Origin of the sequence: Phenylobacterium glaciei (genome assembly GCF_016772415.1) — a bacterium.
Lineage (GTDB): Bacteria > Pseudomonadota > Alphaproteobacteria > Caulobacterales > Caulobacteraceae > Phenylobacterium > Phenylobacterium glaciei.
Genome location: NZ_JAGSGD010000001.1, coordinates 2,744,059 through 2,770,688 on the forward strand (window position 1 = coordinate 2,744,059; position 26,630 = coordinate 2,770,688).

General features: G+C 67.5%; 22 protein-coding genes and 2 tRNA genes. 12 read left to right on the top strand and 12 right to left on the bottom strand.

Annotation, left to right across the window (positions count from 1 at the left end):
* The first annotated feature begins 17 nt into the window (after positions 1 to 17).
* Positions 18 to 1,226 carry a D-mannonate dehydratase ManD gene (gene manD / locus JKL49_RS13455; protein WP_215341134.1) on the top strand — a complete coding sequence of 403 codons (1,209 nt, stop codon included), beginning with the start codon at positions 18 to 20 and terminating at the stop codon, positions 1,224 to 1,226.
* Between the two features lie 13 nt (positions 1,227 to 1,239).
* Complete coding sequence (locus JKL49_RS13460) at positions 1,240 to 3,645, top strand: glycoside hydrolase family 31 protein (protein WP_215341135.1); 2,406 nt, start codon at positions 1,240 to 1,242, stop codon at positions 3,643 to 3,645.
* Here JKL49_RS13460 and JKL49_RS13465 read toward each other — a convergent pair.
* A complete protein-coding gene (locus tag JKL49_RS13465; protein WP_215341136.1) occupies positions 3,642 to 4,565 on the bottom strand; it encodes an alpha/beta hydrolase in 924 nt (307 codons plus the stop codon). The two genes, JKL49_RS13460 and JKL49_RS13465, sit on opposite strands and share 4 nt — an antisense overlap.
* Before the next feature lie 231 nt (positions 4,566 to 4,796).
* On the opposite strand from JKL49_RS13465, the gene JKL49_RS13470 reads away from it, so the two are divergent.
* From JKL49_RS13470 to JKL49_RS13500, 7 genes are all read left to right on the top strand, one after another.
* Entirely contained in the window at positions 4,797 to 6,023 is a 1,227-nt protein-coding gene (locus JKL49_RS13470) for a parallel beta-helix domain-containing protein (protein WP_215341137.1), read from the top strand.
* On the top strand, positions 6,020 to 7,078 hold the full coding sequence (locus JKL49_RS13475) for an SO2930 family diheme c-type cytochrome (RefSeq protein ID WP_215341138.1): 1,059 nt from the start codon (positions 6,020 to 6,022) through the stop codon (positions 7,076 to 7,078). Before JKL49_RS13470 ends, JKL49_RS13475 begins: the two co-directional genes overlap by 4 nt.
* Positions 7,079 to 7,146: 68 nt before the next feature.
* Positions 7,147 to 8,367 (top strand): acetyl-CoA acetyltransferase, encoded by a 1,221-nt coding sequence (locus JKL49_RS13480; protein WP_215341139.1) that lies wholly within the window; start codon positions 7,147 to 7,149, stop codon positions 8,365 to 8,367.
* The gene (locus JKL49_RS13485; RefSeq protein ID WP_347340385.1) at positions 8,364 to 8,792 is read left to right on the top strand and encodes a nuclear transport factor 2 family protein; all 429 of its coding nucleotides are present in this window, start codon (positions 8,364 to 8,366) and stop codon (positions 8,790 to 8,792) included. Before JKL49_RS13480 ends, JKL49_RS13485 begins: the two co-directional genes overlap by 4 nt.
* Entirely contained in the window at positions 8,789 to 9,307 is a 519-nt protein-coding gene (locus JKL49_RS13490; protein WP_215341140.1) for a nuclear transport factor 2 family protein, read from the top strand. The genes JKL49_RS13485 and JKL49_RS13490 overlap by 4 nt, the downstream gene beginning before the upstream one ends.
* A 4-nt stretch (positions 9,308 to 9,311) precedes the next feature.
* Complete coding sequence (locus JKL49_RS13495) at positions 9,312 to 10,070, top strand: SDR family oxidoreductase (RefSeq protein WP_215341141.1); 759 nt, start codon at positions 9,312 to 9,314, stop codon at positions 10,068 to 10,070.
* A gap of 5 nt (positions 10,071 to 10,075) precedes the next feature.
* A complete protein-coding gene (locus tag JKL49_RS13500) occupies positions 10,076 to 10,888 on the top strand; it encodes a DUF1295 domain-containing protein (RefSeq protein ID WP_215341142.1) in 813 nt (270 codons plus the stop codon).
* Between the two features lie 147 nt (positions 10,889 to 11,035).
* On the opposite strand, the gene JKL49_RS13505 is transcribed toward JKL49_RS13500, so the two are convergent.
* The gene (locus tag JKL49_RS13505; protein ID WP_215341143.1) at positions 11,036 to 12,496 is read right to left on the bottom strand and encodes a carotenoid oxygenase family protein; all 1,461 of its coding nucleotides are present in this window, start codon (positions 12,494 to 12,496) and stop codon (positions 11,036 to 11,038) included.
* A 132-nt stretch (positions 12,497 to 12,628) separates the two neighbouring features.
* Here JKL49_RS13505 and JKL49_RS13510 point away from each other — a divergent pair, with 132 nt between their 5' ends.
* The 3 genes from JKL49_RS13510 (at position 12,629) to JKL49_RS13520 (ending at position 15,432) form a co-directional block, all read left to right on the top strand.
* Complete coding sequence (locus JKL49_RS13510; protein WP_215341144.1) at positions 12,629 to 13,498, top strand: VOC family protein; 870 nt, start codon at positions 12,629 to 12,631, stop codon at positions 13,496 to 13,498.
* Positions 13,495 to 14,271, top strand: coding sequence for an enoyl-CoA hydratase/isomerase family protein (locus tag JKL49_RS13515; RefSeq protein WP_215341145.1), 777 nt, complete (start codon positions 13,495 to 13,497; stop codon positions 14,269 to 14,271). The genes JKL49_RS13510 and JKL49_RS13515 overlap by 4 nt, the downstream gene beginning before the upstream one ends.
* Positions 14,272 to 14,610: 339 nt before the next feature.
* Positions 14,611 to 15,432 (top strand): flagellin, encoded by an 822-nt coding sequence (locus JKL49_RS13520; protein WP_215341146.1) that lies wholly within the window; start codon positions 14,611 to 14,613, stop codon positions 15,430 to 15,432.
* 185 nt (positions 15,433 to 15,617) lie between these two features.
* Here JKL49_RS13520 and JKL49_RS13525 read toward each other — a convergent pair whose 3' ends face one another.
* From JKL49_RS13525 to JKL49_RS13570, 10 genes are all read right to left on the bottom strand, one after another.
* Positions 15,618 to 15,758, bottom strand: coding sequence for a hypothetical protein (locus tag JKL49_RS13525; protein ID WP_215341147.1), 141 nt, complete (start codon positions 15,756 to 15,758; stop codon positions 15,618 to 15,620).
* A gap of 102 nt (positions 15,759 to 15,860) precedes the next feature.
* Positions 15,861 to 15,937: transfer RNA gene (locus tag JKL49_RS13530), tRNA-His, on the bottom strand.
* A 40-nt stretch (positions 15,938 to 15,977) separates the two neighbouring features.
* Positions 15,978 to 16,796: a LytTR family DNA-binding domain-containing protein gene (locus tag JKL49_RS13535; RefSeq protein WP_215341148.1), complete on the bottom strand. Its 819-nt coding sequence runs from the start codon at positions 16,794 to 16,796 to the stop codon at positions 15,978 to 15,980.
* A 79-nt stretch (positions 16,797 to 16,875) separates the two neighbouring features.
* On the bottom strand, positions 16,876 to 17,574 hold the full coding sequence (locus JKL49_RS13540) for an energy transducer TonB (protein WP_215341149.1): 699 nt from the start codon (positions 17,572 to 17,574) through the stop codon (positions 16,876 to 16,878).
* A 9-nt stretch (positions 17,575 to 17,583) separates the two neighbouring features.
* Positions 17,584 to 18,018 carry a biopolymer transporter ExbD gene (locus JKL49_RS13545; RefSeq protein ID WP_215341150.1) on the bottom strand — a complete coding sequence of 145 codons (435 nt, stop codon included), beginning with the start codon at positions 18,016 to 18,018 and terminating at the stop codon, positions 17,584 to 17,586.
* A gap of 5 nt (positions 18,019 to 18,023) precedes the next feature.
* The gene (locus JKL49_RS13550; RefSeq protein WP_215341151.1) at positions 18,024 to 18,938 is read right to left on the bottom strand and encodes a MotA/TolQ/ExbB proton channel family protein; all 915 of its coding nucleotides are present in this window, start codon (positions 18,936 to 18,938) and stop codon (positions 18,024 to 18,026) included.
* Between the two features lie 667 nt (positions 18,939 to 19,605).
* Positions 19,606 to 21,705 carry a TonB-dependent receptor gene (locus JKL49_RS13555; RefSeq protein ID WP_215341152.1) on the bottom strand — a complete coding sequence of 700 codons (2,100 nt, stop codon included), beginning with the start codon at positions 21,703 to 21,705 and terminating at the stop codon, positions 19,606 to 19,608.
* A gap of 262 nt (positions 21,706 to 21,967) precedes the next feature.
* Positions 21,968 to 23,902 (bottom strand): elongation factor G, encoded by a 1,935-nt coding sequence (locus JKL49_RS13560; protein ID WP_215341153.1) that lies wholly within the window; start codon positions 23,900 to 23,902, stop codon positions 21,968 to 21,970.
* Between the two features lie 136 nt (positions 23,903 to 24,038).
* Positions 24,039 to 26,318: an NADP-dependent malic enzyme gene (locus tag JKL49_RS13565; protein ID WP_215341154.1), complete on the bottom strand. Its 2,280-nt coding sequence runs from the start codon at positions 26,316 to 26,318 to the stop codon at positions 24,039 to 24,041.
* Positions 26,319 to 26,415: 97 nt separating this feature from the next.
* Positions 26,416 to 26,491: transfer RNA gene (locus tag JKL49_RS13570), tRNA-Phe, on the bottom strand.
* Positions 26,492 to 26,630: the final 139 nt, after the last annotated feature.

A 26,630-nucleotide genomic window follows, 5' to 3' on the forward strand; every position in this document is an offset into this window, starting at 1 on the left:
TGAAGGAGCGCCCCGCCATGATCATCACTTCCGCACGCGTGATCGTCACCTGTCCGGGGCGCAACTTCGTCACCCTGAAGATCGAGACCGACCAGGGCGTCTATGGGATCGGCGACGCCACCCTGAACGGGCGCGAGAAGGCGGTGGTCGCCTATCTGGAGGAGCACGTCATCCCCGTCCTGATCGGCCGCGACGCCCGGCGGATCGAGGACATCTGGCAGTACCTCTATCGCGGCGCCTACTGGCGGCGGGGGCCGGTGACCATGCGGGCCATCGCCGCCGTGGACGTGGCCCTGTGGGACATCAAGGCCAAGGCCCTGGGCTGCCCGCTCTACGACCTGCTGGGGGGCAAGAGCCGCGAGGGAGTGATGGTCTATGGCCACGCCAACGGGACCGACATCGCCCATACGGTGGACGAGGTCGGGCGCTATATCGAGATGGGCTACAAGGCCATCCGCGCCCAGTCAGGCATTCCCGGCGTCGACAAGGCCTACGGGGTCGGACGCGGCGACATGTTCTATGAGCCGGCCGACGCCGCCCTGCCCACCGAGACCATCTGGTCGACGTCGAAGTACCTCGCCCATACCCCCAAGCTGTTCGAGGCCCTGCGGGACAAGCACGGCTTCGACCCCCACCTGTTGCACGACGCCCACCACCGGCTGACGCCACTGGAGTCGGCGCAACTGGGCAAGTCGCTGGAGCCCTACCGGCTGTTCTGGCTGGAGGACCTGACCCCCGCCGAGAACCAGGAGAGCTTCCGGCTGATCCGCCAGCACACCACCACACCGCTGGCGGTGGGGGAGATCTTCAACACCCTCTGGGACTGCAAGGACCTGATCCAGGAACAGCTGATCGACTACATCCGCACCACCATCGTCGGCGCGGGTGGGGTCACCCATCTGCGGCGGATCGCCGACTTCGCCGCAGTCTGGCAGGTGCGCACCGGCTGCCACGGGGCAACCGACCTGTCGCCGGTGACCATGGGGGCGGCCCTGCACTTCGACACCTGGGTCCCCAATTTCGGCATCCAGGAATATATGCGTCACACGCCTGAGACCGACGCGGTGTTCCCTCACGCCTACAGCTTCGAGGCGGGCCTGCTGTTCCCCGGCGAGGCGCCCGGACATGGGGTGGATATCGATGAAGCCCTGGCCGCCAAATATCCCTACGACCCCAAGCAGCTGCCAGTGGCCCGTCTCGAAGACGGAACCATGTGGAACTGGTGAAGGAGACTAGGGGGTGACCGTCAGTCTCGACGCCCCGCCCCGCTTCAACCTCGCCGAGCGCGAAGGTCCGCGCCTGACGCTGCGCGCCGAGAATGGCGCGGCGGTCCACCTGTTCGTCCTGGAGCCGGAGATCATCCGGGTGCTGTTGGCGCCTACCGGCGAGCTCACCATGTCGCGCACCTGGGCCATCGCGCCGGGCCAGGCCGACGTCGCGCTGGAGGGCCGCGACCGGTTCGATATGGCGGGCTTCTCCGCGCCGGCCTTCGAGCTGACGGAAAGCGACGACCGGCTGGTGATCGAGACCGCCGCCCTGCGCCTGACCGTCAGGCTGACGGGTTTCGTCTGCCGCTGGGACATGAAGCTGGCCGACGGGAGCTGGCGGCAGGTGGCCAAGGATCGGCCGACCCAGGCCTATAACCTCGGCTGGTGGGACGAGAAGACCCACCACTACCTGGTCCTGGCGCCCAGCGAGCGGTTCTATGGCCTGGGGGAACGGTCCGGCGCCATGGACCGGGCGGGCCGCCGCTTCCGCCTGACCAATGTCGACGCCATGGGCTATAGCGCCGCCACCAGCGACCCGCTGTACAAGCACATCCCGTTCTACATCACGCTGGCCGGTCAGCCGGCGGCGGCCTTCGGGATCTTCTACGACACGCTGGCCGACTGCAGCTTCGACTTCGGCCAGGAGCGCAGCAACTATCACGGCCGCTACCGCAGCTTCGTCGCCGAGGCCGGCGACCTGGACTACTACGTGATCGCGGGGCCGAGCGTGGCCGAGGTGACCCGGCGCTTCACCTGGCTGACCGGCCGGCCCGCCTTCCTGCCGCGCTGGGGCCTGGGCTATTCCGGCTCGACCATGAGCTATACCGACGCCCCGGACGCCCAGGCGCGGATGGCGGAGTTCCTGGCGGCCTGCGAGGCCCACGACATCCTCTGCGACAGCTTCCACCTGTCGTCGGGCTACACCTCCATCGGGCCACGCCGCTACGTCTTCCACTGGAACCGCGAGAAGTTCCCCGACCCCGCGGCCTTCGTGGCCAGCTACCGGGAGGCGGGCGTGCGGCTGGTGGCCAATATCAAGCCGGTGCTGCTCGCCGACCATCCGCTGTTCGGTGAGGCCCAGGCGCGCGGCCTGTTGATCGGCGACGCCTCTGGCCGCCCTGCCATGATGCAGTTCTGGGACGGGGTCGGCGCCTATCTCGACTTCACCAATCCGGCAACCCTCGACTGGTGGAAGGGCCAGGTGACCACCGCCCTGCTGGACTATGGCGTGGCCGCCACCTGGAACGACAACAACGAGTTCGAGATCACCTCGCCCCGCGCCCAGGCCGCGATGTTCGGTCATCCCCGCCCGGCCCAGGAGGCCAAGCCGCTACAGACCCTGATGATGATGCGGGCCTCGGCGGAGGCGCAGCGGGCCCATGTGCCGGAGGCCCGGCCCTACCTGGTCTCGCGGGCCGGATCGGCGGGGATGCAGCGCTACGTCCAGACCTGGTCGGGGGACAACGCCACCAGCTTTGAGACGCTGAAGTTCAATCTGAAGATGGGGCTGGGCCTGGCGCTGTCGGGCGTCTCCAATTCCGGCCACGACATCGGTGGGTTCGCAGGCCCCGCGCCGGACGCCGAGCTGCTGGCGCGCTGGGTGGCGGCGGGCGTCTTCATGCCGCGCTTCTCCATCCACTCGTGGAACGACGACGGCACGGCCAACGAGCCCTGGATGCATGCCGAAGCAACCCCGGCGATCCGCGCCCTGATCGCCCTGCGCTATCGCCTGATGCCCTACCTGTACGACCTGGTCTGGCGCCACCACCGCGACTTCGCACCCATCACCCGGCCCACCTTCCACGACTTCCCTAGCGATCCCGCCTGCCTGGCCGAAAACGACGAGATGCTGCTGGGGCCGTCCCTGCTGGTCCCCCTGGTGGTGGAGCCGGGCCAGACCGAGCGAACGGTCTATCTGCCCGCCGGCTGCAACTGGTTCGACGCCTGGACCGGGACCCGGTTCGAGGGTGGGACCATCGTCACCCTCCCCGCCCCCTGGGAGACCCCGCCCCTGCTGGTGCGCGAAGGCAGCGCCATTCCGCTGAACATCGCCCAGCAACACTTCGCCCACCGCGCCGACGAACGCGCCTTCTGGGTCTTTCCCTATGCGGGCGACGGCCGGTTCGAGGCCGAGTGCTTCGAGGACGACGGCGAGACGGCGAGTGGCGCGCACGGGTTCTGGCGTCTGGCGGTGGAAACCACCGCGACCGCGATCAGCGTGCGGGTGGCCCGCGCCGGCCCCACGCCTCCGAGCCAGGCGAACCTGACCCTGTTGCTCCCCGCCCACGAGACCCGCGCGGTCACTCTGGAGGGCGCGCGGATCGAGCAGGATGGTCCCCTGGAAGGTCAGCGGCGACTGGTGCTGAGTTTCGACTAAGCGAGACCGCCTTGGGCAATGGCGATGACCTCCATCACGGCGTCTATGACAGCCTGCGGCCGATCCCACTGGATGGCATGTTTGCTGTCGGCAACGACACGACGCACGCCACGCGTCGACAGCGCGGCTAACTGCTCGTGCGCCTGCGCATAGAGGCGCCCGACGGCTTCGATTTCCTCCGGCGGAAGAGACGGCGGTTCCCGGGCTCCGGCGGAGAGGACGATCAGCGGCCTGTCGCCTAAGGACCCGTCAGCTCTGTCACGGGCCGCGGTGGAGAACTCCGAGACCAGCGCGCGCCAGTAGGAAGCCCGTTTCGACATGTCATGGTACACGGCGTTGAGCGCATCGGAGAGGTCGGGCTGCGGTGGAAACACGCAGGCGGAGTAGGCCTCCGTGCCCGGCCGCAAGTCTCCGGCCTTCGCGGCGCCTTCGCAGCGCTTGAAATGGTCGACCGGGCTTTCGACCCAAGCCTGATCGCTGGGCGTCACCTTGAGAAGCCGCTCCGCCATGTCGTCGAAGGACGGGTCTACGAGCACCATTCCGACGACCTCTTCGGGATACAGGTGCGCGAAGTGGCGGACTTCAAAGCTGCCCATGGACAGGCCGACCAGCACGTAAGGGGGTTCGACGCCGCTTGCCGCCAGCATGGCCTTGAGATCGGCGGCTTTCCGCGCCGGGCTGCGGGGCAGCGGCGCCGGATCGCTGAATCCTTGGCCCGCATGATCATAGGAAACGACCTGTGTGGCGCGCGCCAGCGTCGGCTGCACCCGAGACCAGTCAGAGGTCAAAGCCATGAATCCTGGGGCGAGGACCACGGTCGGCGAGCCTTTTCCGGAGCGCCAGATGTTCATGCGCCGCCGGCTGTTGATCTTCACCAGCCGTTGCGGCTTAGCGAAGAAATTCATCTCGGCGTCAGGCACAACGATCCACTCCCCGCGCCGCTGATCGGACGCCTGCTCCGAAAACTACACATGGGGCGTGTCGTCCCCGCAAGTTCATCTTGTTCAGCCGGCCGATGAGCGCCGTTGCGGCCCCAACGGGCCGGCCCCGAGTTCCCCAGCGTCACGCCTGACAACTCATCCAACTTGCCCCATTGTCCGTACCCAACGGAGCGGCGCCCCTGAGAGCGCTGCCGGGTGGAGGAGCAAGGCATGGCCTATTCGAACGCGACGATCTGGGGGGCTGCCCTGGCCGCCGTCCTGCTGGCCTCCACCGCCCAGGCCAAGACGCTCGACGTCGCCGCGGGCCCTGACGCCCAGGAGCGTCTGCAGACCGCCCTGCTGGACGCCAAGCCGGGCGACGTGGTGAGCCTCGGCGCCGGGAAGTTCGACTTCACCGACGGCCTCTCCCTCGACGTCGACAACGTCACGGTGGCCGGCGCCGGTCAGGGCAAGACCATCTTGTCCTTCGCGGGCCAGAAGAGCGCGGGCGAGGGCCTGCTGGTCACCTCCGACGGGGTCACCATCCGCGACCTGACGATGCAAGACACCAAGGGCGACGGGGTGAAGTCCAAGGGCGCCGACCGCATCAGCTTCGTAGCCCTGACCGTCGAATGGACCGGCGGACCCAAGGAGACCAACGGCGCCTACGGCGTCTATCCGGTGGCCTCCACGAACGTGCTGATCGACAAGGTGACGGTGCGAGGGGCGTCGGACGCCGGCATCTATGTGGGCCAGTCCAAGAACATCATCGTTCGCAACAGCCGCGCCGAGTTCAACGTGGCCGGGATCGAGATCGAGAACTCCACCGACGCCGACGTCCACGACAATGTCGCCACCCACAACACCGGCGGCATCCTGGTGTTCGACCTGCCCGGCCTGCCGGTGATGGGCGGTCACTCGACGCGGATCTACGGCAACCAGGTGGTGGACAACGACACCGCCAACTTCGCGCCCAAGGGCAATATCGTGGCGGCCGTGCCGATGGGGGTGGGAGTCATGCTGATGGCCAACCGCGACGTCCACGTGTTCGACAACGACATCTCCGGCAACCAGACCAGCGCGGTCATGCTGATCGCCTTCAGCCGCAGCTTCGACGACAAGGCCTACAATCCTCTGCCCCGGGACATCGTGGTCCGCGACAACAGGCTGGGCCGCAACGGCTGGCTGCCCAGCCTGCCCGGCGGCAAGATGCTGGCCCAGGCCATGGGCGGCTCCGTGCCGCCGGTCCTGTGGGACGGGATCACCAGCTATCCCGGCATCGAGGGCCCCGCGCCGCGGCTCTACCTGAAGGACGGTCCGGTTCTGAACCTGAACCTGGCCAAGCCCGGCGCGGTGGAAACCGCCAAGCCGTCGGTCACCCCGAGCCTGGGTACGCCGGGCCTGCCCGAACGGGCCGCGGTGGTGCTGCCCGCGGGCCAGGACAAACCCGCCTCATGAGGCGGCTCGCCGCGCTGCTGGCGGCGGTGCTGATGCTGGGCGCGGCGCCTAGGCCGGCGCCCGTGGCGCTGGACGTCCTGCTGGCCGAGACGCCCGCCCCGAGCCTGGACGCCTATCGGCTGTTCACCGATCCGGGCGCGCGGAGCGCCAACGCCGGCCTGACGCCCTATGCCCTGAACACCCCGCTGTTCAGCGACCATGCGGAGAAGTCGCGCTTCCTGTTCCTGCCGCCGGGCGCCAAGGCGGCCTACAAGCCAACCGGCGTCTTCGACTTTCCGGTGGGGGCGACGCTGGTGAAGACCTTCGCCTATCCCGCCGACCTGCGGAAGCCTGTGGACCATGTGCGGTTCATCGAGACCCGGCTGCTGATCCACAAGGCCAGCGGCTGGGTGGCCCTGACCTATGTCTGGAACGACGAGCAGACGAAGGCGGTGCTGAAACGTGCGGGCGCACGGATCGAGGTCTCGGTGATCGACAAGGCGGGCCAGCCGCTGGCCATCGACTATGCGGTCCCCAACTTCAACCAGTGCAAGGAATGCCATTCGCTGTCGGGTGTGCTGGCGCCCATCGGGCCCAAGGCGCGCAACCTGAACGGCGACCTGGCCTATGGGGGCAAGCCTGAGAACCAGCTGGCCCACTGGACGAAGATCGGCCTGCTGACCGGGGCCCCCGCGCCCCGCGCCGCGCCGCGCACGGCGGTGTGGAGCGATGCGAAGGAGCCGCTGGCCGACCGGGCGCGGGCCTATCTCGACGGCAACTGCGGCCACTGCCACAACCCCCAGGGCATGGCGAGCAATTCGGGCCTGTTCCTGAACTTGGAGGAAGACGATCCCGCCAAGCAGGGTTTCCACCGTCGCCCCGTGGCGGCCGGGCGTGGGGCCGGCGGGCTGGAATTCGACATCGATCCGGGCCACCCGGAGAGCTCCATCCTGCTCCACCGCATGAAGTCCAGGGAGCCGGGGGTGATGATGCCGGAGCTGGGCCGCTCGGTGGTGGATGACGAGGGCGTGGCCTTGATCGCCGCCTATCTGAAGAGCCTGCCGCCTACGCGTTGACAGCAAACGAGAGGACGCCTCTTGTCGCTGCACGGCGACGAACAAGAGCGCCATAAGGGAAGAACGACATGGTCTATATTCTGGGTGGTTGGCAGAGCGACTTCTCGAAGAACTGGGCGCGCCAGCAGATGGACTTCGCCGACGCCTTCGCCGAGGTGGTGGGCGAGGGTCTCGCCGCCGTGGACCTTGAGCCCAAGGACATCGACACCGGCCACGTCGGCAACTTCGTCGGCGACCTGTTCGCGGGCCAAGGTCTGCTGGGCGGGTTCTTCGGCCTGGTGCACCCCGACTTCGACGGCATGCCCACCTCGCGCCATGAGGCGGCCTGCGCCTCGGGCAGCGTGGCGATCCTGGCGGCCACCGCCGAGATCGAGGCCGGGCGCTACGACACCGCCTGCGTGGTCGGCCTGGAGATGATGCGCAATGTCTCGGGCCAGCAGGCCGCCCAGAACCTGGGCGCCGCGGCCTGGGCCGGGCACGAGTTCCAGGACGCCACCTATCTGTGGCCCAAGGCCTTCTCCGACCTGGGCGAGGAATACGATCGACGCTGGGGCCTGAAGTACGAGCACCTGATGCGCATCGCGGAGATCAACTTCGCCAACGGCCGCAAGAACCCCAATGCCCAGACCCGCCAATGGGCCTTCAACGACAAGAGCTTCACCAACGACGACGAGGCCAATCCGGTCGTCGAGGGGATGATCCGCAAGAACGACTGCGGCCAGGTGACCGACGGGTCCGCCGTGGTGTTCCTGGCGTCGGAGAAGGCCGCGAAAGACTACGCCGACAAGCGTGGCCTGCCCCTGGAAAGCCTGCCGCAGATCAAGGGCTGGGGGCACCGTTCCGCCCCCATCAGCTATGACCGCAAGGTGCGCGCCAGCGCCGGCGGCCCCTATGTCTTCCCGCAGGTGAAGCGGGCCATCGACGAGGCCCGTGCCCGCGCCGGGATCGACGACCTCAGCCAGGTCCATGCCGTCGAGACTCACGACTGCTTCACCACCACCGAATACATGGCCATCGAGCACCTGGGCCTGACCGCGCCGGGCGAGGCCTGGAAGGCGGTGGAGGACGGCTCCATCGAGATCGGCGGACGCCTGCCCATCAATCCCTCCGGCGGCCTGATCGGCGGCGGCCACCCGGTGGGCGCCACCGGGGTTCGCATGACGCTGGACGCCTACAAGCAGGTGACCGGCAAGGCGGGCGACTATCAGGTGGAGGGCGCCAAGACCGTCCAGACCCTGAACATCGGCGGCTCCACCACCACCACCGTCAGCCTGGTGGTGGGCCTGTGAGCACCAAGCTGGAGGTCATGAAGGCCCTGATCGCCGCTTGGTCCAAGGGCGACGTGGATGGGGCTTTGGCCCACATGCACGAGGAGATCGTCTGGCACTACGCCGCCAGCGTCGCCCCGCCGCTGAAGGGCAAGATCAAGGCGCGCAAGTTCCTGGAGAACTTCAAGAGCCAGATCAGCGAGGTTCGCTGGCGGATCTTCGACTATGCGGAGAACGGTGACCGGCTGTTCGTGGAGGGGGTCGACGAATACCTCTCCAAGGACGGCGGCCTGGTGGCCGCGCCCTATGCCGGCGTGATCGAGTTCAAAGGCGACCTGATCATCGGCTGGCGCGACTATGTCGACATGGGGGTGATGGAGAGCCAGAAGGCCGGCAATCCGCGTTCGGCCTGGGTGGACGCCCTGATCGACCGGGTGGCCCTGTGAGCCATGACCCGCAGGTCCAGGCCCTGATCGACAAGCAGGCGATCACCGAGGTGCTGTTCAACTACTGCCGCGCCGTGGACCGCGCCGACATCGCCCTGCTGACCTCCTGCTATCACGACGACGCCACCGAGGATCACGGCGGCACCTTCAGCGGCTCGGCGGCGGACTACATCGCCAGCATCGCGCCGATCCTGCCGCGCGGCGGGATCATGACCCATACCACGACCAACATCATGATCGCCCTCGACGGGGACAACGCCTATGTCGAGAGCCACATCCTGGCCTTCGCCCGGCTGAAGAAGGACGGCGAGAAGTTCGACACCCTGACCCTGGCCCGCGCCGTCGATCACTTCAAAAAGCGCGACTGGACCTGGCGCATCGCCGCGCGGCGCATGGTCTGGGAATGGAACCACGAGATGCCCATGGCCGAGACTTGGGGCCGCGGGATCATCGCCCCGGACGCCACGGTTCTGGTGCGGGGTCGCAAGACCCCTGATGACCTGATCTACGGCTAGGATCATGGAGCTAAAGGACAGCGTCGCCCTGGTCACCGGCGGCAATCGCGGCATCGGCGAGGCCTTCGTGCGCGCCCTGCTCGCCGCCGGAGCGGCCAAGGTCTATGTCGGCGCCCGTGACGCGGCCAGCGCGGCGCACCTGGCGGCCGAGGCGCCGGGGCGGGCCGTGCCCTTGGAGCTGGACGTCACCAAGCCCGACCAGATCGCCGCGGCGGCCGCCCAGTGCGGCGACGTCCAGCTCCTGATCAACAACGCCGGGGCCTTCCACAACCAGACCCTGATGACCGCCCCCGATCTGACCGCCGCCCGCGACGAGATGGAGGTCAACTATTTCGGGCCCCTGACGCTCGCCCGCGCCTTCGCGCCCATCCTGGCCAGGAACGGCGGCGGGGCGATCTGCAACGTACTGTCGTCGGGCGGAATGGTCGCCGTACCGGCCATGGGCGGCTACAGCCCGTCGAAGTTCGCCGGCCGCGCGGCGGCCACCTGCATCCGCGCTGAACTGGCCGGCCAGGGGACCACCGTCACCGCTCTGATCGTCGGCTCGGTGGACACCCGCATGGCCGCCCACGTGGCCGGGGCCAAGGAAGACCCCGCCGACATCGCCAAGGCGGGGCTTAACGCCATCCGCCGGGGCATCGACGAACTGGACACCGACCGCATGGCCATCGAGGTGCGCGCCTCCCTGGCCCGCGACCCCAAAGCCCTGGAACGCAGCATGGCCAAGATGCTGACCGCCACCCAAGTCACCACCGGACGCTGACACCCATGGACATCGCCCAACTGCTGCTGCTGAACGCCGGGGTCTCCATCGCCCTCTTCATCGGGCTGTGGCTCTATTCGATCCGCATCCAGGACCCGAGCTTCATCGACAGCTGGTGGCCGCTGGGCATGGTCGTCATGGCCTGGACCAGCTACGCCATCACTGGCGGACGGGGACCGCACGCGGCCCTGCTCACCGGACTGTGCGCCATCTGGGGCCTGCGGCTGGGCATCTACCTGCTGTGGCGCTGGCGCAAGCACGGCGCCGACCGCCGCTACGCCACCATGATGGGCAAGGCCAAGCTGGAACGCGGCTGGGGCTACGCCAAGGCCTCGCTGCTGCTGGTCTTCGCTCTGCAGATGCCGCTGCAGTTCGTGGTCTGCCTGCCGGTGCAGTTGGGCCAGGTCCACGCCACCACCGATCTGGGGCCCATCGCCTGGGCTGGCGTGGCGCTGGCCGTCGTCGGCATCGCCTTCGAGAGCCTCGGCGACTGGCAGCTGATGACGTTCAAGGCCAACCCGGCCAACAACGGCAAGGTGCTGGACACCGGCCTGTGGCGCTACACCCGCCATCCCAACTATTTTGGCGACGCCTGCACCTGGTGGGGCCTCTATCTGATCGCCGCCGACACCGGCCTGGTGGGCGCGCTCTCCATCGTCGGCCCGATCCTGATCACCTTCCTGCTCACCAAGTGGAGCGGCGTGCCCACCGTCGAGGGGCGCATGCGCCGCAAGCGGCCGGACTACGAGGCCTATGTGGCCCGCACCTCGGGCTTCGTGCCGATGCCGCCGAAGAAGGTTGTCGCGGAGAGGGCCTAGCCCCCTCCGTCACGCGCTGACACGCGCGCCACCTCCCCCGATACGGCCTGCGGCCTGGGGGAGGAATTGAGAGCGCCTTATTCCTCCCCCAGCGCGCAGCGCGTTTCGGGGGAGGTGGATCCGAGCAGAGCGAGGAGACGGAGGGGGTTAGGCCCCCGCCAACATATCCCTCGGGGCCCAGACCGCGTGGGTGCCGCTGCACAGCTTGTGCGGCAGGCGGATGCGGCAGACTGGGCCGGCGGCGATGTCCTTGGCGTCCAGCAGGATGCACTCCGAGGTCCCGGCGTTTTCATCGGTGAGGAAGCTCACCAGATAGCCGTCATCCTCGTCCACCGCGCCGATGCGCGGGCAGAAGGGCGCCTCGCTGGCATAGACGCCCTCGGGCAGGATGAACTGGCTGCTCTCGCCGGTCTCCAGGTCGTGCTTCACGAAGCCGCGGAACAGGAACCAGCCCACCTCAGCCACGGTGGAATAGGCGTAGCGGTACTTCCGCCCGGCATAGCGGGCGTTGATCATGCCGAATTCCAGGATGCGGTCGTCGAGGTGGCCCTCGGTGGTCTCGCCGGTCTTCAGGTTGAAGCGCCAGCGGTGAAGCTTGGGCTTGAAGCTGTGCTCGTCGAGATAGGCCATCATGTGCTCGAAGCCGGGGGGAGCTTCCTTGTGGGGCTGCGGGGTCGGGTCTTCCTGGAAGTAGCCGTCGAGGATGATCTCGTCGCCCTCCTCATAGGCGTTCAGCCAGTGCAGGACGTAGGTCGGCGCGGCCTCGAACCAGCGGATCTCGCCGCCGTGGCGCGGGACGATGGCAAAGCGCGAGGGGATGCCCTCGTGCAGCCGCACCGCATGGATGTTCCGCTCCAGCAGCTTGGCGTCCCAGAACACCGGCAGGTCATTGAGGATCGAGTAGTTGGTGGTGAAGGCCATGTCGTGCGGCAGGCGGGGGCCCGGCAGCGGGATGGGGATATAGGTCTTCAGCCGGTTGTCGGGGCCCACCACGCCATAGTGCATGTAGGGGGCATGTTTGGAGTAGTTGAAGAACATCAGCTCGCCGGTGGCCTCGTCCACCTTGGGGTGGGCGCTGATTCCGTCGATGGGCACCCAGCTCTCCAGGCCCTCCTGCTCCAGGGTGAGCGGATCGAGGCGGTAGCCCTCCCCGCACTGGTAGAAGGTCGAGAGCGCCTTGCCGGCGTGGACCACGACGTCGGTGGAGGACGAGTCCTTCAGGGAGCCATGCGCGCCCCAGCCCGGCCGTTTGGCCAGCTGGACGGGATCGGCAAGACCGCCCCACAGCGAACCCGCCGCCTCCTGCTCGGCCTGGAAGCCGCGGGTGCGGACGAAGCGGTTGCGGTAGCTGGCCTGGCCGTTCTTGAAATCGATCTGGTGGATCATCCCGTCGCCGTCGAAGGGATGGAAGCGGCCGAGCGGTTGCTGCACCTGGTTCTCGGTGTTGCGCAGGTAGACGCCGTCGAGGTCGGTGGGGATGGCGCCGGAGATCACCTCCAGCTCGGTGGCGTTGACCTCCTCGTGCAGCGGCGTCCAGGCCCCGTTGAGATAGGGGTGGTTGCTGGGCAGCAGCGACGTGACGACGGGGGCAAGCCGTTCGACCTTCATGGAATTACGTGTCCTCGGTTGGCGGCCCTTCTGAGACGAGGCCTGATCGCACCCTAACCCCGGCTAGGCGCGCGCGCGAGGGCGCCGTTGGGGCAACTTGCATGCGGGCTTGGGAGGGCGGAAGCTCGCCCCATGCTTACCGAAATCGACCGCGTCCTGCTGGCCACCCCCGACACCGAAGCCACCGCCGCCAAGTGGAAGGCCTTGCTGGGCGCCCAGGAGGTGTCGCGCGACGCCCTGCCCGGCCTGGCGGCCAAACGGCTGACCCTGCGGCTGGGGACCTCGGATATCGAACTGCTGGAGCCCGACGGGACCGGCGCGGTGGAGACCGCCTTGAAGCGGCGCGGCCGCGCGCACCTGTTCGCCGCCGGCGCGGCGTCGCCCGATCCGGGCCAGGTGGCGGAAACGGCGCGCGCCCATGGGGCGGCGCACCGGGCCGAAGATGGGCGGCACTATCTGACCCTGACCATCGAGAACGCCCCGATCGCCTTCGTGATCTCCGAGCCCGCCGAGCGCAAACCCGCCGGTCTGGTGGACTTCCTCTATGAGGCCACCGTGCTGGCCGCTGATCAGGCGGGCGCGGTGAAGCAGATCTCCGACGCCTTCGGCCTGGATCCCGCGACCTTCACCACCATCACCTCCGAGGCCTTCGGCTATACAGGGGTGCTGACCCTGTTCGAGGCCGGCAAGCTGCACCGGTTCGAGGTGATCACCGCCACGGCCCCCGACAAGACCCTGGGCCGCTATCAGGCCCGCGAGGGCGCCGGCTTCTATATGGGCTTCTGCGAGGCCTCCGACATGGGCGCCATCGAGCGGGCCTGCGCGGCCCACGGCGCGGGCATCACCATCGACCGGCCCGAGGCTCGGCCCCCGGCCCTGAACTCCGACCAGCTCTGGCTGCACCCCCCCAGCCTCGGCGGCATGATGCTGGGGGTCTCGCGGCCGACCATGGCCTGGAACTGGTCGGGGCATCCCGAGCGGGTGGAAAGGATCGACGCATGAACGACCCCGTCCTGAAGGTCGCCGATGAGGGCCGAATCCGCGTCCTGACCCTGAACCGCCCAGCCCAGCTCAACTCCATGAACGACGCGCTATATGACGCCTGCGCGGTGGCCCTGATGGACGCCGCCGACGATCCAGGCGTGGCGGTGGTGATCCTCACCGGTGAGGGCCGCGCCTTCTGCGCCGGCCAGGACCTGGCGGAGATGGCCGACCGCCCGGTCTATCCGAAGGGCGAGCGCCACGGCTTCGTCCCGTTCATGGAGGCGCTGGAAAGCTTCCCCAAGCCGCTGATCGCCGCGGTGAATGGGCTCGGCGTCGGCATCGGCCTGACGATGCTGCCCTATTGCGACCTGGTGTTCATCGATCCCACAGGGCGCCTGCGCGCGCCCTTCGTGACCCTGGGCGTGACCGCCGAGGCCGGAAGCACCGTCCTGCTGCCGGCCCTGATCGGCTGGGCCAACGCTGCCGAGGTCCTCTATACCGGCCGCTGGGTGGACGCCCCGACCGCGGTCGCCTATGGCCTGGCCCGCGAGGTCAGCGCGCCGGGCAAGGTGCTGGACCGCGCCTTGGAGGCCGCGGCCCTGATCGCCCCCAATCCCATCGCCTCGCTGGTGGCCACAAAGCAGCTGCTGATCACGGCCCGGTTCGAAACCGTGCGCGCCGCAAGACTAAGAGAGAGCGCCGTTTTCGACGGCTTGGAGGGCGGACCCGCCAATCTGGAGGCCTTGGCGGCTTTCCGCGAGAAGCGTCCGGCGGACTTTTCCGGCCTCTAGCCCGCTTCAGATAAGAATTTTCGCGGGCGGGTGCGACAAAATGGACCGTGTCCGCCGACCGACGTTCTTAACAGCCGCACCCTCGCCGGCGAGGCAGAGTCACGCTGAATCGCCCAAGAGTCATGGGCCGCAGCCCCCCGGCCCCCGAGACTCTTGTCGCCGTTCGTTATGACTCTTGGTGAATCAACATTAAGGAACAGCGAGAGTATTCCCATGATTCATGACTCGGAAATCTCTGCGTAACGATTCACGAACCCTGCCCGACTACAAAGGTCACAGAGCAAAAATGCTTGCGGTCACCAAAACGGTGAACGAAACCTAAAAGTGGGGTTATCTACGATGCCGAATAGCGTCAATACTAACGTCGGGGCCATGGTTGCCCTGCAGAACCTGAACCAGACCAGCTCTGAGCTGATGACGGTCCAGAACCGCATCAACACCGGCAAGAAGATCGCTTCCGCCAAGGACAACGGCGCCATCTGGGCCATCGCTCAGAACCAGCGTGCGACCTCCGGCTCGCTGAACGCCGTGAAGGACTCCCTGCAACGCTCGCAATCGACCGTGGACGTCGCCATGGCCGGCGGCGAAGCCGTGTCCGACCTGCTTCTGCAAATGAAGGAAAAGGCCCTGGCGGCCTCCGACTCCAGCCTCGACACCGCCTCGCGCGGCGCGCTGAACGAAGACTTCAAGGCTCTGCGTGACCAAGTGACGAAGTCGGTCGCGAACGCCACCTTCAACGGGGTGAACATGATCAAGAGCGGCGGCACCACCATCGCGGCCCTGGCCAACGACGACGGCACGTCCAAGATCACCGTCCAGGCGCAAGACCTGTCGCTGTCGGGCATCGGCCTGTCGACCACCTCGTCGATCGGCACCCAGACCGCCGCGTCGCAGATGATCACCGACGTCAGCACCGCCATCGGCAACGTCTCGACCGCTCTGTCGAAGATGGGTACGGGCTCCAAGTCGCTCGGCGCCCACATGACCTTCGTCAGCAAGCTGCAAGACTCCATCGACGCCGGTGTGGGTAACCTCGTCGACGCCGACCTGGCCAAGGAAAGCGCGCGACTGACCTCGCTGCAGACCAAGCAACAGCTTGGCGTGCAGGCGCTGTCGATCGCCAACAGCTCTTCGTCGGGCCTGCTCAGCCTCTTCCGCTAAGCCCCGACCAGACCTCCAGTATGCGTACAGGAAGGGAGGCTCCTCACGGGGCCTCCCTTTTTGTTGCGCGCGGATGAAAGCGCTTTCACCCTTCCCATGCCCCAGCCCCGGGAGGTGGTGGCCGCAGCGCGGGCGTCGAGGCGCACAAGGAGAACCCGCGCCGCCCCGTGCAGCGGTCCTGTGCTTCAGGCCGGAACGGTTGCTCCGACCTTGATCAGGTCGAGGACCTCGTCCGTGGGCCGCACGTCGCCGAAGCTGCGGTAGACGTTGTAGAGGGCGGCGTTGTGGTCCTGATCACGGCGCGCGGCGTTCCCGTCGGCCACCATGATGACCCGCAGGCCGAGCGTGCTGGCGTCGCGAGTGGCGAACAGACCACGAACATTGACAAATCTGTGGGGGTTTCGCCGCCGGATCGGCGGGGTCAGCGATGGTACCGCCTCTCAGGCTTGAACTGAGGACCTCCGGTTCCACAAACCGGCGCTCTAACCAACTGAGCTAAGGCGGCGCATCGCGAAGGCGTGTTCTAGTCGGGCGCGGCGCCCGGATCAAGCGGCGGACGACCGCAGCGCGGCCCTAAATCGCCGGCTCCCGGCCAGGGTTTCGCCTGAGGTGAGGCGGAGGTTGAAATCGCCGCTGGATTTGGTCTCCACCTGGGCGACGGCGGCGCGGCTGACCAGGCGCGAGCGGTGGATGCGGACGAAGCCCGCCAGGCGTCGCTCCATCTGCGCCAGGGAGGCGCGGTGCAGGACGGCCCCACCCCGGGTGTGCAGTTCCACATAGTTGCCGGCCGCCTCCACCCAGAGGAGGTCGGCCACCGGCACGAAGACCCGGCGCGCGCCGTCGCGCACCTCCAGGACATCGGGCGTGTCGTGGATCGGGATGCCGCGGGCGCGGAACTGCCGCCAGAGGGGATAGCCGGCCAGGGTCCCGGCATAGATCAACAGGTCCTTGCGCAGCTCGTAGGGCCAGTCCCCGAGCGGCCCCAGGGCGTGGTAGACGCCGCCGATGAGGCTGTAGGCGGCGCTGCGCAGCAGACCCATGCCGATGACATGGAACAGCGAGAAGACCAGGCCGCCGGCGATGTAGACTGCGACCCAGGTGAAGGGCCGCTCCAGGCGCGGCGGCCAGCGCCGGACCAGCCACAGCATCCCCGGCAGCAGGGCGGTGAACACCACGCCGCTGGATACCTCCCAGACGGTCGGCTCCCACCAGGACACCGGCTGTCCGAACCGAGCGCGGTCGTGCAGCGTGCTGAAGATGTCGACGACGATCACGCCGCCAGCGAACAGCGCAAACAGGCCGATGAACAGCAGGTCGCCCCGCCGGTCCTCGTCCCCCTCGCCGATCCGATCTCGCGTCGTCATGGCGCCAGCATAGCGCAAAGAAAAAGCCCCGGAGGCGAACCTCCGGGGCCAATTCGTTTTTGCAGGGGAGCCCGGAGGCTCAGCCCTTCGGCAGAACCCAACGAAGGGGGATACGAACCGTACCGCCTTCGATCGGGGCGCCGTCCAGGGTCTTCGGCTTCATCTTGAAGAGCTTGGAAGCCTTCAAGGTGGAGTCGCCAAAGCCGTAGTCCGGCGGATCTTCCGAAACGACCGAGCAGTTCTCGAGCGTGCCCTTGGCGGTGACCGTGCAGCTGATGGTGGCGCGGCCTTCAACGTTCATCCGTTGAGCCCGGTCCGGGAAGTACCGGGCCAGATCTTCGGCGTTGGGGCGACGCGACCAGTCAGGGTTGCTGATGACCGAGGGACGCGGAGGCGTCACGGGAGCCGGAGCCGGGGGCTTCGGTTCCTCGATCCGCTTCTCGACCGGCGGAACCGGCAGAGGGGGGATCGTCGGCATGTTATCCGGGACGTTGACCGGAGGACGCGGTTGCAACTTCGGCGGCGGCGGAGGCGGCGTGTTCGGCGGCGGAGGCGGAGGCGGCGGCGGCGGGGGCGGCGCGGGCTTGATAATCGCCACGTCCGTCACGTCGTCCGAGTATTCCTTGAACTCCGAGTGGAATTTGGATTTCCACAGATAAAAGCCGACCACGCCGTGCACGATGACGGAGCCGATGATGGCGACCGTCACACCCGTGCTGCGCTTTTTGACCGGCGCATCGAACGGGTTGTGCCCGGGGTGGGTGATGTCTTCAGCCATGCTCCACCCCTAGTTCTTGTCTTCGCCGATCAGCGCCACGCTGTAAAACCCGTTGTCCTGGAGCTGGTTCATCACGCCCATGAAGTCCCCATAGAGGACATTCTTGTCGGCGCGGATGAAGATCCGCTCTTTCTCCGGGTTACGCTTGTTGCCGATATTCTTCCGCAGGTCGTCGCCCAGGGTGGCGATCTCAGAGGGATAGTCCCCAATGAAGATTCGGCCCGAGTCCTGGATCGAAATGTAGACCGGCTTAGGAGGGTTGGTAGACGGCTTAGCCACCGCGTCGGGAAGTGCGACCTTCACCGTCACAGCGGCCATGGGAGCCGCCACCATGAAGATGATCAGGAGGACCAACATGACGTCCACGAAGGGCGTCACATTGATTTCACTGTTCGCTTCCACGGCGTACCTGCCACCCCCAGAACCTGAGAGTTTGGCGCCCATGGTGTTTACGCCCCTTTGTCGAGCTGCCGGGAGATGGCGTTCATCAGCTCAGCCACAAACCCTTCCGTACGCGCGCCGTAAGCGGAGATGCGGGTCTGGAAGTAGTTGTAGAAGATAACCGACGGGATAGCGGCGAAGAGGCCGATACCGGTGGCCAGCAGGGCTTCGGCGATACCGGGAGCAACGACGGCCAGGTTGGTCGTGTTGGTGTTCGCGATCCCGATGAAGGAGGTCATGATCCCGTAAACGGTGCCGAACAGACCGATGAACGGACCGGACGAACCGACGGAGGCCAGGAACTGCATGCCGCTGGAGAGGCGACGGCCGAGCGAGGATTGCACGGCGGCCACGGCGTTTTCCGCACGGTGAATGACCGAGTCGCGGTGAGCGCCCGTCACAGCCAGGCCGGCTTGACGCGAGAGTTCGACTTCTTGAGCAGCCGCGGCGGCCATGTCGGCCAGCGGGTTGCCTTCGAATTCATCGGACATGCCGATGCGACCCATGTCGTTGATCGACTTGGCCGTGCGGAACGCTTCAAGGAAGCGGTCCGAAGCGCGGTTGAGGGCGCCGTATTCCAGCAGCTTGGTGACCAGCAGGGTCCACGAGAAGATGGAGCAAAGCACCAGGCCGATCATGACGACCTTAACGACCGCTTGGGCGTCGAGGGCCATCTGAATGACGCTGAGCTTGCCAGCGTTCTTCATTTGGGGCGGGTCGGCCGGAGCATCGGCGGCGGGAGCGGGAGCGGCGGCGGCGTCAGCCGGAGCAGCGGCGGCATCAGCGGCGGGAGCCGCGGCGGCGGCGTCAGCGGCAGGCGCAGCCGGAGCGGCGGCGTCCTGCGCGAACGCCGGCGCGCTCGTCATCAGCACCAAGGCGCCGAAGAGAGCGATGAAAGGAGTCGTTCGTTTGTTGTCGAGCATCTGTCGCCAGTTCCTGATTGGTCTAGCACGTTTGGACCGAGGGTCGTCGCGCGAGAGCGTCTCCACCCCAATTGAAATTGCCCGCAGTCCCGCTCGTAACCACGAGAAGAACGACGGAGCCGCTATCGCTGCGCCCGACCCGTAACCCGTGTCGCCAGCTGGCGACGGTCGTGTTCCGGAGGCGGGTGCGACCTCGCCTGCCCCGAGGGGAAGTTGAAGTCTTACCGCTATGTTAGACGTGCGGCAGGGGTGCTTTGGCAACCCCTTTTCCAAGCGTCAAGGGGGCTTACCGACAAGCACAACCATACGGGTGCATCGGAAGATACGGTATTGCTGCACCGCACAACGTGATCCACAAGTAATCCCGCTCGTTTTTCTACTGGCGAGGGAATTTATATGCTGCACCGCAGCATTTTCGACGGAACACCGGTCTTGAAATAACACGGTAGCCGAACAGCCCAGAGGGCCTCACGCCTGATTTTCGGTCAGGTCTGCGTGCAAGACGGCAAATGGGAGTCTGGAACCAAACCGTCAAGAGCTGTCCGCCCGACTCGCGGTTCGAAGGGTCCAGGCATGGCTCAGCGGCCACAGTCGGGGACGGCGCCTCCGGTGGCATTCCTGGAAACGGGCCAAAGCCCCCTGCACCACCGGGACAGTGGCCCCAAGACTAGAAGCTGTAGGTGACACCCGCGCGAAGGGTGCGGCCGGGCAAGGGGGCGATGTCCTTCAGGAAGGAGGTGTGCTCACGCGCCGCCTCATTGGTCAGGTTGCGGCCGTCCAGGAAGACCTTGAAGTCCTGGTCGGCCAGCGGCCGGTAGGAGACCCGGGCGCTGAGCAGGGTGTAGGCGTCGGTGGGCAGCTCGAAGGGGCTGATACGGTCCTGCTCGCCGACATAGCGGACCTCCACCTGGCCCTCCAGGCGCGGGGCGGTCCACACGACGCGTCCGGTGACAGAATAGGGCGGGATACGCGCGGGCGGCCCGGCGTCCGTCTGAGCGTGGACGTAGTCGTAGGACCCCTGCAAGGCCAGAACGCCCTCGCCGGCCCGCCACACGTCATAGGTCCCTTCCAGTTCGCCGCCGTAGAACCTGGCGTCCGACTGGACGAAGCGGACCACCGGCAGTTCGCCGGCGGGATCGAAAGCCCCGGTGTTGGCAACGACATCGCCGTTGCGGACCTCGTCGATGAAGCCCTTGTAGTCGGCGCTATAGATGTGCGCCTCAAGCTTGCCGCCCGCTCCCGTCCAGCGGAGCGTGGCCTCCAGCGAGGTGACCTTCTCGGCGTTCAGGTGGGGGTCGCCGATCTCGTAGGAGCCGGTCCCGCCGTGCGGGCCATCGGCGAACAGTTCGAACTCGGTGGGCGCGCGCGTGTTGTGGGCCAGGCTCAGGCCCAGGAACCAGTCGCTCACCGGGCGCCAGAAGACGGCCACCGAGGCCGAGGCGTTGGTGAAGTCCTGCTTACCGGAGGCCGTGGCCCAGTTGATCCCGTAGGAAGCGGCCGCAGCGCTGGCGGGACGGCCGGCCAGGTCGGCGTCCAGGGTGCGGGTGTCGACCCGCAGGCCACCCTCCACGCCCCAGCTGTCGCGGTCCAGGCGCTGGAGGATGAAGGCGCCGACCTCCTGGACGTTCACGGGCGGGATGAACACCTCGTCGCCGATGGCCTGCAAGTCGCGGCTCAGGATCTGGAAGCCCACCGCGCCCTTCCAGCCGTCACGCTCAGCCTGGACCAGTTCGACCCGGCCCTCTGCGCCCTTGGACAGGAAGGTGGTCCCCACCGCGCCGCTGGCGACGTCGATCTCCGAGTGCTGGTAGTCGGCATAGCCCACGGAGAAACGGGCCTTGTCGAAGGGACCGAGATCGAGGCGAGTTTCGCCTCGCAGGTCGTAACGGGTTTGCTTCAGATCAATGTAGACCGCATCGGCGGGAGAGGCCGCAACCTTGACGATCTGAGGGAAGGGCACGCCATAGCTGGTCTCGGTGCGCTTGACTGAGGCGCCGATGAAACCGGTGTCACCGATATAGGAGGCGCCGATCCCATAGGCGGTGAGGTCGACGGCAGTGTTGCGGACCACGCGGTCGGGCGAGGCGGTGACGCCATTGGCCGCTTCATACTTCGTGGAGACCGGATTGACCGGGCTGTCGTAGTCGCCGCTCTCGCGCCGCACGGCGTCCAGGGCCACGACCCAGGGTCCCGTCCCCGCCTTGAGTCCCGCCGAAACAGAGTAGCTGTCGTCCGCCGAACCGTAGGAGGCGGCGATATGGCCGTCGGCGCCGCCAGTGGCCGGTGTGGAGGGCACGCGCTCGTCGAGGATATTGACCACCCCGCCGATGGCCGAGCCGCCATAGGCCAGGGTCGAGGGCCCGCGCAGCACCTCGATGCGCGAGGCCTCGCCGGGATCGGACGCCACGGCATGATCGGGAGATAGCGAACTGGCGTCCACCAGGCCGACGCCGTTCTGCAGGATCATCACCCGAGGACCCGACAGGCCGCGAATAATCGGGCGGCTGGCGCCGGGGCTGTAGGAGGTGGAGCGCAGACCCGGCATGCCGTTCAGCAGGTCGCCGATGCCCACCGGCGGGGCGGTGGCCAGCTGCGCCTGGGTGATGACGTTGACGCTGGTGGTGGCGCTGTCGAGGGACACCGCATAGGGCGCGCCGGTAACGATCAGCTCCGAGACCGTGGGGCTGGCGGCGTCCTCGGCGAAGGCCTGGCCGGCGCAGAGAGCGGACATGGCGACGGCGGCGAGGAGAAGCGTTTTGGCGCGCATGCGGGAACCCATGGAAGCAAGTTCGGAGTCCACTATGTTATATCATAACATCACTCAAGTGCTTTCCGATTGGAGGCGCGAACGCGGCGCCTGAGATGTCGTTTTGAGCAATGCGCGCCTCAGTCATCGTCATCCCCTGGCTTGTCCCGGGGACCCATGATCTCCGTCTCGCCGCAGGCCGCGCGGCCCGCGCCACAGCAACTTGCTGGCCCTCGGAGATCATGGGTGGCCGGGACAAGCCCGGCCATGACGGTCAAGAAAATCAGCCCCGCCGCGCCACGCGCGTCAGGTAGTCCTTCCGATTGAGCGGATTGTTGTCGGTGCGCGGTCGGGCGGGGATGTCGCCGCGGGCCGGGCGGTAGTGATCGAAGGCCGCCGTCAGCACCCCCTCCCCGTGGGTCAGGCCCGGCAGCTGCTGTTGCAGGTCGTGGACGCGGGCGGCGGCGATCTCGCCCTCCAGCCCGCACGCAGGGCCTCGCATCTCCGGGACGCCGGGCACGGCGCCAAGCCGGGCCAGGACCGGGAGCATGGGGCCAAGCGCATCGGCTGGGATCTCCAGCTCGAACCGGTGGACCGGTTCACACACCTGGACGCCCGCCTGCTTGAGGGCCGCCATCAGCACCAGCGGAGTTAGATTGCGGTGCTCCGACGGCGTGCTGGTGGCCCAGTCGCGGTAGCGGATGCCGTGGGTCATGGTGACCTTGCAGTCGGTGACCCGCCATCCGTACAGGCCCTGGGCCAGGGTTTCGCGCACGCTCTCCTCCACCGCCTTGTGGAAGGACAGCGGCAGGGAGCCGAACTCCACCTCCAGCTGGAAGTGGACGCCAGACTCCACCGGCCCCGGCTCCACCCGCAGGCCGACGGTGGCGATGAAGGGATAGGGCGCGCGCTCGAAGGCCGTACCGACGCCCACCGGCCGTTCGACACAGATCATCCGGGTCTCGCGGAACTCCGCCTCGACGCCGTAGTCGTGGGCCAGGGTCTCGGCGATCACCTCCTTCTGCACCTCGCCATAGAGGGAGACGAAGAGTTCCTGGCGCACGTCATCCTGGCGCAGGTTGATCAGGGGGTCCTGTTCGGCGAGTTGGGTGAGCGCGGTGTGGAGTGCGCGGGCGTCCCCGGGGCGGCGGGGATAGATCACCGTCTCCAGGGTGGGCGGGGCGAAGTGGTGGCCCGGACCAGCGGCTCGCGGGACTCCGAGGGTGTCGCCGATCTGGATGTCGGCCAGGCCCCAGAGCTTGACGATCTGTCCGGCGGCGGCGCTGTCCCTCGGAACCGCCGGTCCGCGATCGAAGACCTGCAGGGCGGTGAGCTTGGCGCTCTTGTTCTGGCCGAAGTCCAGCCGGTCGCGAACGTGCAAGCCGCCGGTGAAAAGGCGCGCGTAGGCGATCTTCTCACCCGTGGGGCCGCGCTCCACCTTGAACACCGTGCCAGAGACCGGCGCCTCGGCGTCGGCCTGCGCGGCCGGCAGCAGGGTGGTGATCCCGGCCATCAGCTCGTCGGTCCCCGCGCCGGTGATGGCCGAGCCCAGGAACACCGGATGCACCCGCCCCTGCCGCGTCTGGCGCTTCAGGGCCTTGCGAAGGCGGCCGTAGGAGACAGCGTCGCCGCCGACATAGGCCGCCAGCAGGGTGTCGTCCTGCTCGGCCAGACGTTCGGAAAGGCGTTCAGCACCCTCGGATCCGAAGGGCATGAAGGCTGCCCGGCTCTCACCGGCATTGCTTGCCCCGCCCATCGGCGCGATGGCCGGCGTCAGACGCTCGGAGATGGCGGCCAGCACCCGGTCGGGATCGGCGCCGCGTCGGTCGATCTTGTTGATGAAGATCAGAGTGGGGATGGCCAGCCTCTGCAGGGTGCGCATCAGGACCCGGGTCTGGGCCTGGACGCCCTCCACCGCCGAGACCACCAGCACCGCGCCGTCCAGCACGCTCAGCACGCGCTCCACCTCGGCGATGAAGTCCGGGTGGCCAGGCGTGTCGATCAGATTGACCGCCACATCGCCCACGACGAAGGACGCCACCGCGGCCTTGATGGTGATGCCGCGCCGCCGCTCCTGATCGAGGAAGTCGGTCTGGGTGTTTCCGCCGTCGACGCTGCCGATCTCGTCGATGACGCCGGCTGCGTAGAGCAGCCGTTCCGTCAGGCTCGTCTTACCGGCGTCGACATGCGCCAGGATTCCCAAGTTCAACGTACGCATTCCGCCCCATGTCCTCTTGAAGGGTCATTCCCGTCTCGATGGTCATGAAGGGTCGGCGCATGGGTCTCTCCTTGGGGCGGCTGCCTCGTCTCTCAGTACAGATCACCGCGTTCTGCGAGGCAATCGAATTGTTCGGTCAGGGCATACGGCCGGTGCTGGCCTCCACAGCGGCGAGCGCGGTCAGGTTGACGATCCCGCGGGCGGTGACGCTGGGGGTCAGGACGTGGACCGGCTTGGACATCCCTAGCAGCATGGGACCAACCAGCAGCGCGTTGGTTGAGGCCTGGAGCAGGGTCAGGCTGATATTGGCGGCGTCCAGGTTGGGCATGACCAGCAGGTTGGCGGCGCCCTTCAGCCGCGAGTCGCTGACCAGCCGGGTGCGCTGATATTCCAGCAGGGCGGCGTCGGCGTGCATCTCGCCGTCCACCTCCAGCTCCGGCGCCTGGACGCGCAGCAGGGCCAGCGCCTGGCGCATCTTCCGCGCGCTGGGGGAGTTGGAGGCCCCGAAGCTGGAATGGGAGAGCAACGCCGCCTTGGGCTCGATGCCGAAGCCGCGCACCGTGTCGGCGGCCAGCCGGGTCATCTCGGCGATCTGCTCGGCGTTGGGATCGGGGTTCATGTGCGTGTCGCAGATGAACAGCACGCCCTCGCGGGTGATCAGGGCCGACAGCGCATGGATGCGGTCGATGCCGGGCCGGCGCTCGATGATCGGCATGACATAGGTCATGTGCTGCCACCAGTCGCCGGAGCCGCCGCAGAGGGCGGCATCGACATAGCCGCTCTCCAGCAGCATGGCGGCGGTGACGGTGGGGCGACGCTCCACCCGGCGCGCGGCGGCGGCCGGCGGCGCGCCCCGACGGCTGACCAGGCCCTGATAGCGGGCGATCAGGGGCGCGAGGATTTCATGATCCTGGTTGGGATCGAGGATCTCGATGTGCGCATCCAGCTTCATGCGCAGCCCTAGCGCCGCGATGCGGGCCAGGATCACCTCGCGACGGCCTACCAGGACCGGCCGGGCCAGCCCCTCGTCCACCACCGTCTGCACGGCGCGCAGGACGCGGTCGTCCTCGCCCTCGGCATAGGCGACCTTCTTCATGGCCTTGCGGGCGGCGTCGAAGATCGGCCGCATCAGCTGGCCGGATCGATAGACGAAGCGCTCCAGCTCGGTGCGGTAGGCGGCGAAGTCGGCGATGGGTCGCCGGGCGACCCCGGTCTCCATGGCCGCCTTGGCCACGGCCGGCGCGATCTGCAGGATCAGGCGCGGGTCGAAAGGCTTGGGGATGATGTAGTCGCGCCCGAACAGCGGCGCCGATCCGCCATAGGCGGCGGCCACCACCTCGGAGGCTTCGGCGCGGGCCAGCGAGGCGATAGCCTCGACGGCGGCCAGCTTCATGGCCTCGTTGATCACGCTGGCGCCGACGTCCAGGGCGCCGCGGAAGACGAAGGGGAAGCAGAGCAGGTTGTTGACCTGGTTGGGGTAGTCGCTGCGTCCGGTGGCCACAATGGCGTCGGGGCGGGCCGCGGCCACCAGCTCGGGCAGGATCTCGGGCTCGGGATTGGCCATGGCCAGGATCAAGGGGTTCTCGGCCAGCAGCGGCAGCCATTCCGCCCTGAGCACCCGAGGCGCCGAGAGCCCTAGGAAGACGTCGGCGCCGGCCAGCACCTCCGGCAGCGTGCGGGCGTCGGTCGCGCGCGCGTAGGCGGCCATGTTGGGGGGCATGTCGGGCTCACGGCCCTCATAAACCACGCCCTTGATGTCGGTCAGGGTGACGTTCTCCGGCTTCAACCCCATCAGGACCAGCAGGTCGACACAGGCTAGGGCCGCGGCGCCGGCGCCGGAGGTCACCAGCTTGATGTCGGCGAGCACCTTGCCCTGCAGCACCAGGGCGTTGCGCACCGCGGCGGCGCAGACGATGGCGGTGCCGTGCTGGTCGTCATGGAAGACCGGGATGTTCATTCGCGCGCGCAGGGCCCGCTCGATGGCGAAGCACTCCGGCGCCTTGATGTCTTCCAGGTTGATGCCGCCGAAGGTCGGCTCCAGGGAGGCGACGATGTCGACGAAGCGGTCGGGATCCAGGGCGTCGATCTCCAGGTCGAAGACGTCGATGCCGGCGAACTTCTTGAAGAGCACGGCCTTGCCCTCCATCACCGGCTTGCTGGCCAGCGGCCCGATATTGCCGAGGCCGAGCACCGCGGTGCCGTTGGAGATCACCGCCACCAGGTTGGCCCGCGCGGTCAGCTCGTCGGCCGCCGCGGGATCGGCGACGATCGCCTCGCAGGCCGCCGCCACGCCGGGGGAATAGGCCAGCGCCAGGTCGCGCTGAGTGTCCATGCGCTTGGTGGGCTCCACCGACAGCTTTCCCGGTCGGGGAAGGCGGTGATAGTCCAGCGCGGCCTTGCGGAAGTCGTCGTCCATGGTCGTCAGGTCTCCTGAAGGGACCTCTGCGACGATGCGGCGTCATCTTCAAGGCCTACAAGGCGTTGAAGGCTGCGGAATGATGTTCTGAGGGAGGTGGTGCCTGGGGGCGGATTCGAACCACCGACACGTGGATTTTCAATCCACTGCTCTACCAACTGAGCTACCCAGGCCCGGAGCCTTTTCCGAAGAAAAAGGCTCGGAATTCTTAGTTGGAGCGCGACGGTCGCCTGAACCGGTATCCACTTCAGGCTGTCACGCTCCGTGCCCCGCGTCGCGGGAGCCGCGTCTATAAAAGAGGGTCGGGGCGGT

Bases quoted from the DNA above. Each gene is read 5' to 3' on its own strand.
- manD (WP_215341134.1), top strand. From the start codon at position 18: ATGATCATCACTTCCGCACGCGTGATCGTCACCTGTCCGGGGCGCAAC.
- JKL49_RS13470 (WP_215341137.1), top strand. From the start codon at position 4,797: ATGGCCTATTCGAACGCGACGATCTGGGGGGCTGCCCTGGCCGCCGTC.
- JKL49_RS13475 (WP_215341138.1), top strand. From the start codon at position 6,020: ATGAGGCGGCTCGCCGCGCTGCTGGCGGCGGTGCTGATGCTGGGCGCG.
- JKL49_RS13480 (WP_215341139.1), top strand. From the start codon at position 7,147: ATGGTCTATATTCTGGGTGGTTGGCAGAGCGACTTCTCGAAGAACTGG.
- JKL49_RS13495 (WP_215341141.1), top strand. From the start codon at position 9,312: ATGGAGCTAAAGGACAGCGTCGCCCTGGTCACCGGCGGCAATCGCGGC.
- JKL49_RS13500 (WP_215341142.1), top strand. From the start codon at position 10,076: ATGGACATCGCCCAACTGCTGCTGCTGAACGCCGGGGTCTCCATCGCC.
- JKL49_RS13505 (WP_215341143.1), bottom strand. From the start codon at position 12,496: ATGAAGGTCGAACGGCTTGCCCCCGTCGTCACGTCGCTGCTGCCCAGC.
- JKL49_RS13510 (WP_215341144.1), top strand. From the start codon at position 12,629: ATGCTTACCGAAATCGACCGCGTCCTGCTGGCCACCCCCGACACCGAA.
- JKL49_RS13515 (WP_215341145.1), top strand. From the start codon at position 13,495: ATGAACGACCCCGTCCTGAAGGTCGCCGATGAGGGCCGAATCCGCGTC.
- JKL49_RS13520 (WP_215341146.1), top strand. From the start codon at position 14,611: ATGCCGAATAGCGTCAATACTAACGTCGGGGCCATGGTTGCCCTGCAG.
- JKL49_RS13525 (WP_215341147.1), bottom strand. From the start codon at position 15,758: ATGGTGGCCGACGGGAACGCCGCGCGCCGTGATCAGGACCACAACGCC.
- JKL49_RS13535 (WP_215341148.1), bottom strand. From the start codon at position 16,796: ATGACGACGCGAGATCGGATCGGCGAGGGGGACGAGGACCGGCGGGGC.
- JKL49_RS13540 (WP_215341149.1), bottom strand. From the start codon at position 17,574: ATGGCTGAAGACATCACCCACCCCGGGCACAACCCGTTCGATGCGCCG.
- JKL49_RS13545 (WP_215341150.1), bottom strand. From the start codon at position 18,018: ATGGGCGCCAAACTCTCAGGTTCTGGGGGTGGCAGGTACGCCGTGGAA.
- JKL49_RS13550 (WP_215341151.1), bottom strand. From the start codon at position 18,938: ATGCTCGACAACAAACGAACGACTCCTTTCATCGCTCTCTTCGGCGCC.
- JKL49_RS13555 (WP_215341152.1), bottom strand. From the start codon at position 21,705: ATGCGCGCCAAAACGCTTCTCCTCGCCGCCGTCGCCATGTCCGCTCTC.
- JKL49_RS13560 (WP_215341153.1), bottom strand. From the start codon at position 23,902: ATGCGTACGTTGAACTTGGGAATCCTGGCGCATGTCGACGCCGGTAAG.
- JKL49_RS13565 (WP_215341154.1), bottom strand. From the start codon at position 26,318: ATGGACGACGACTTCCGCAAGGCCGCGCTGGACTATCACCGCCTTCCC.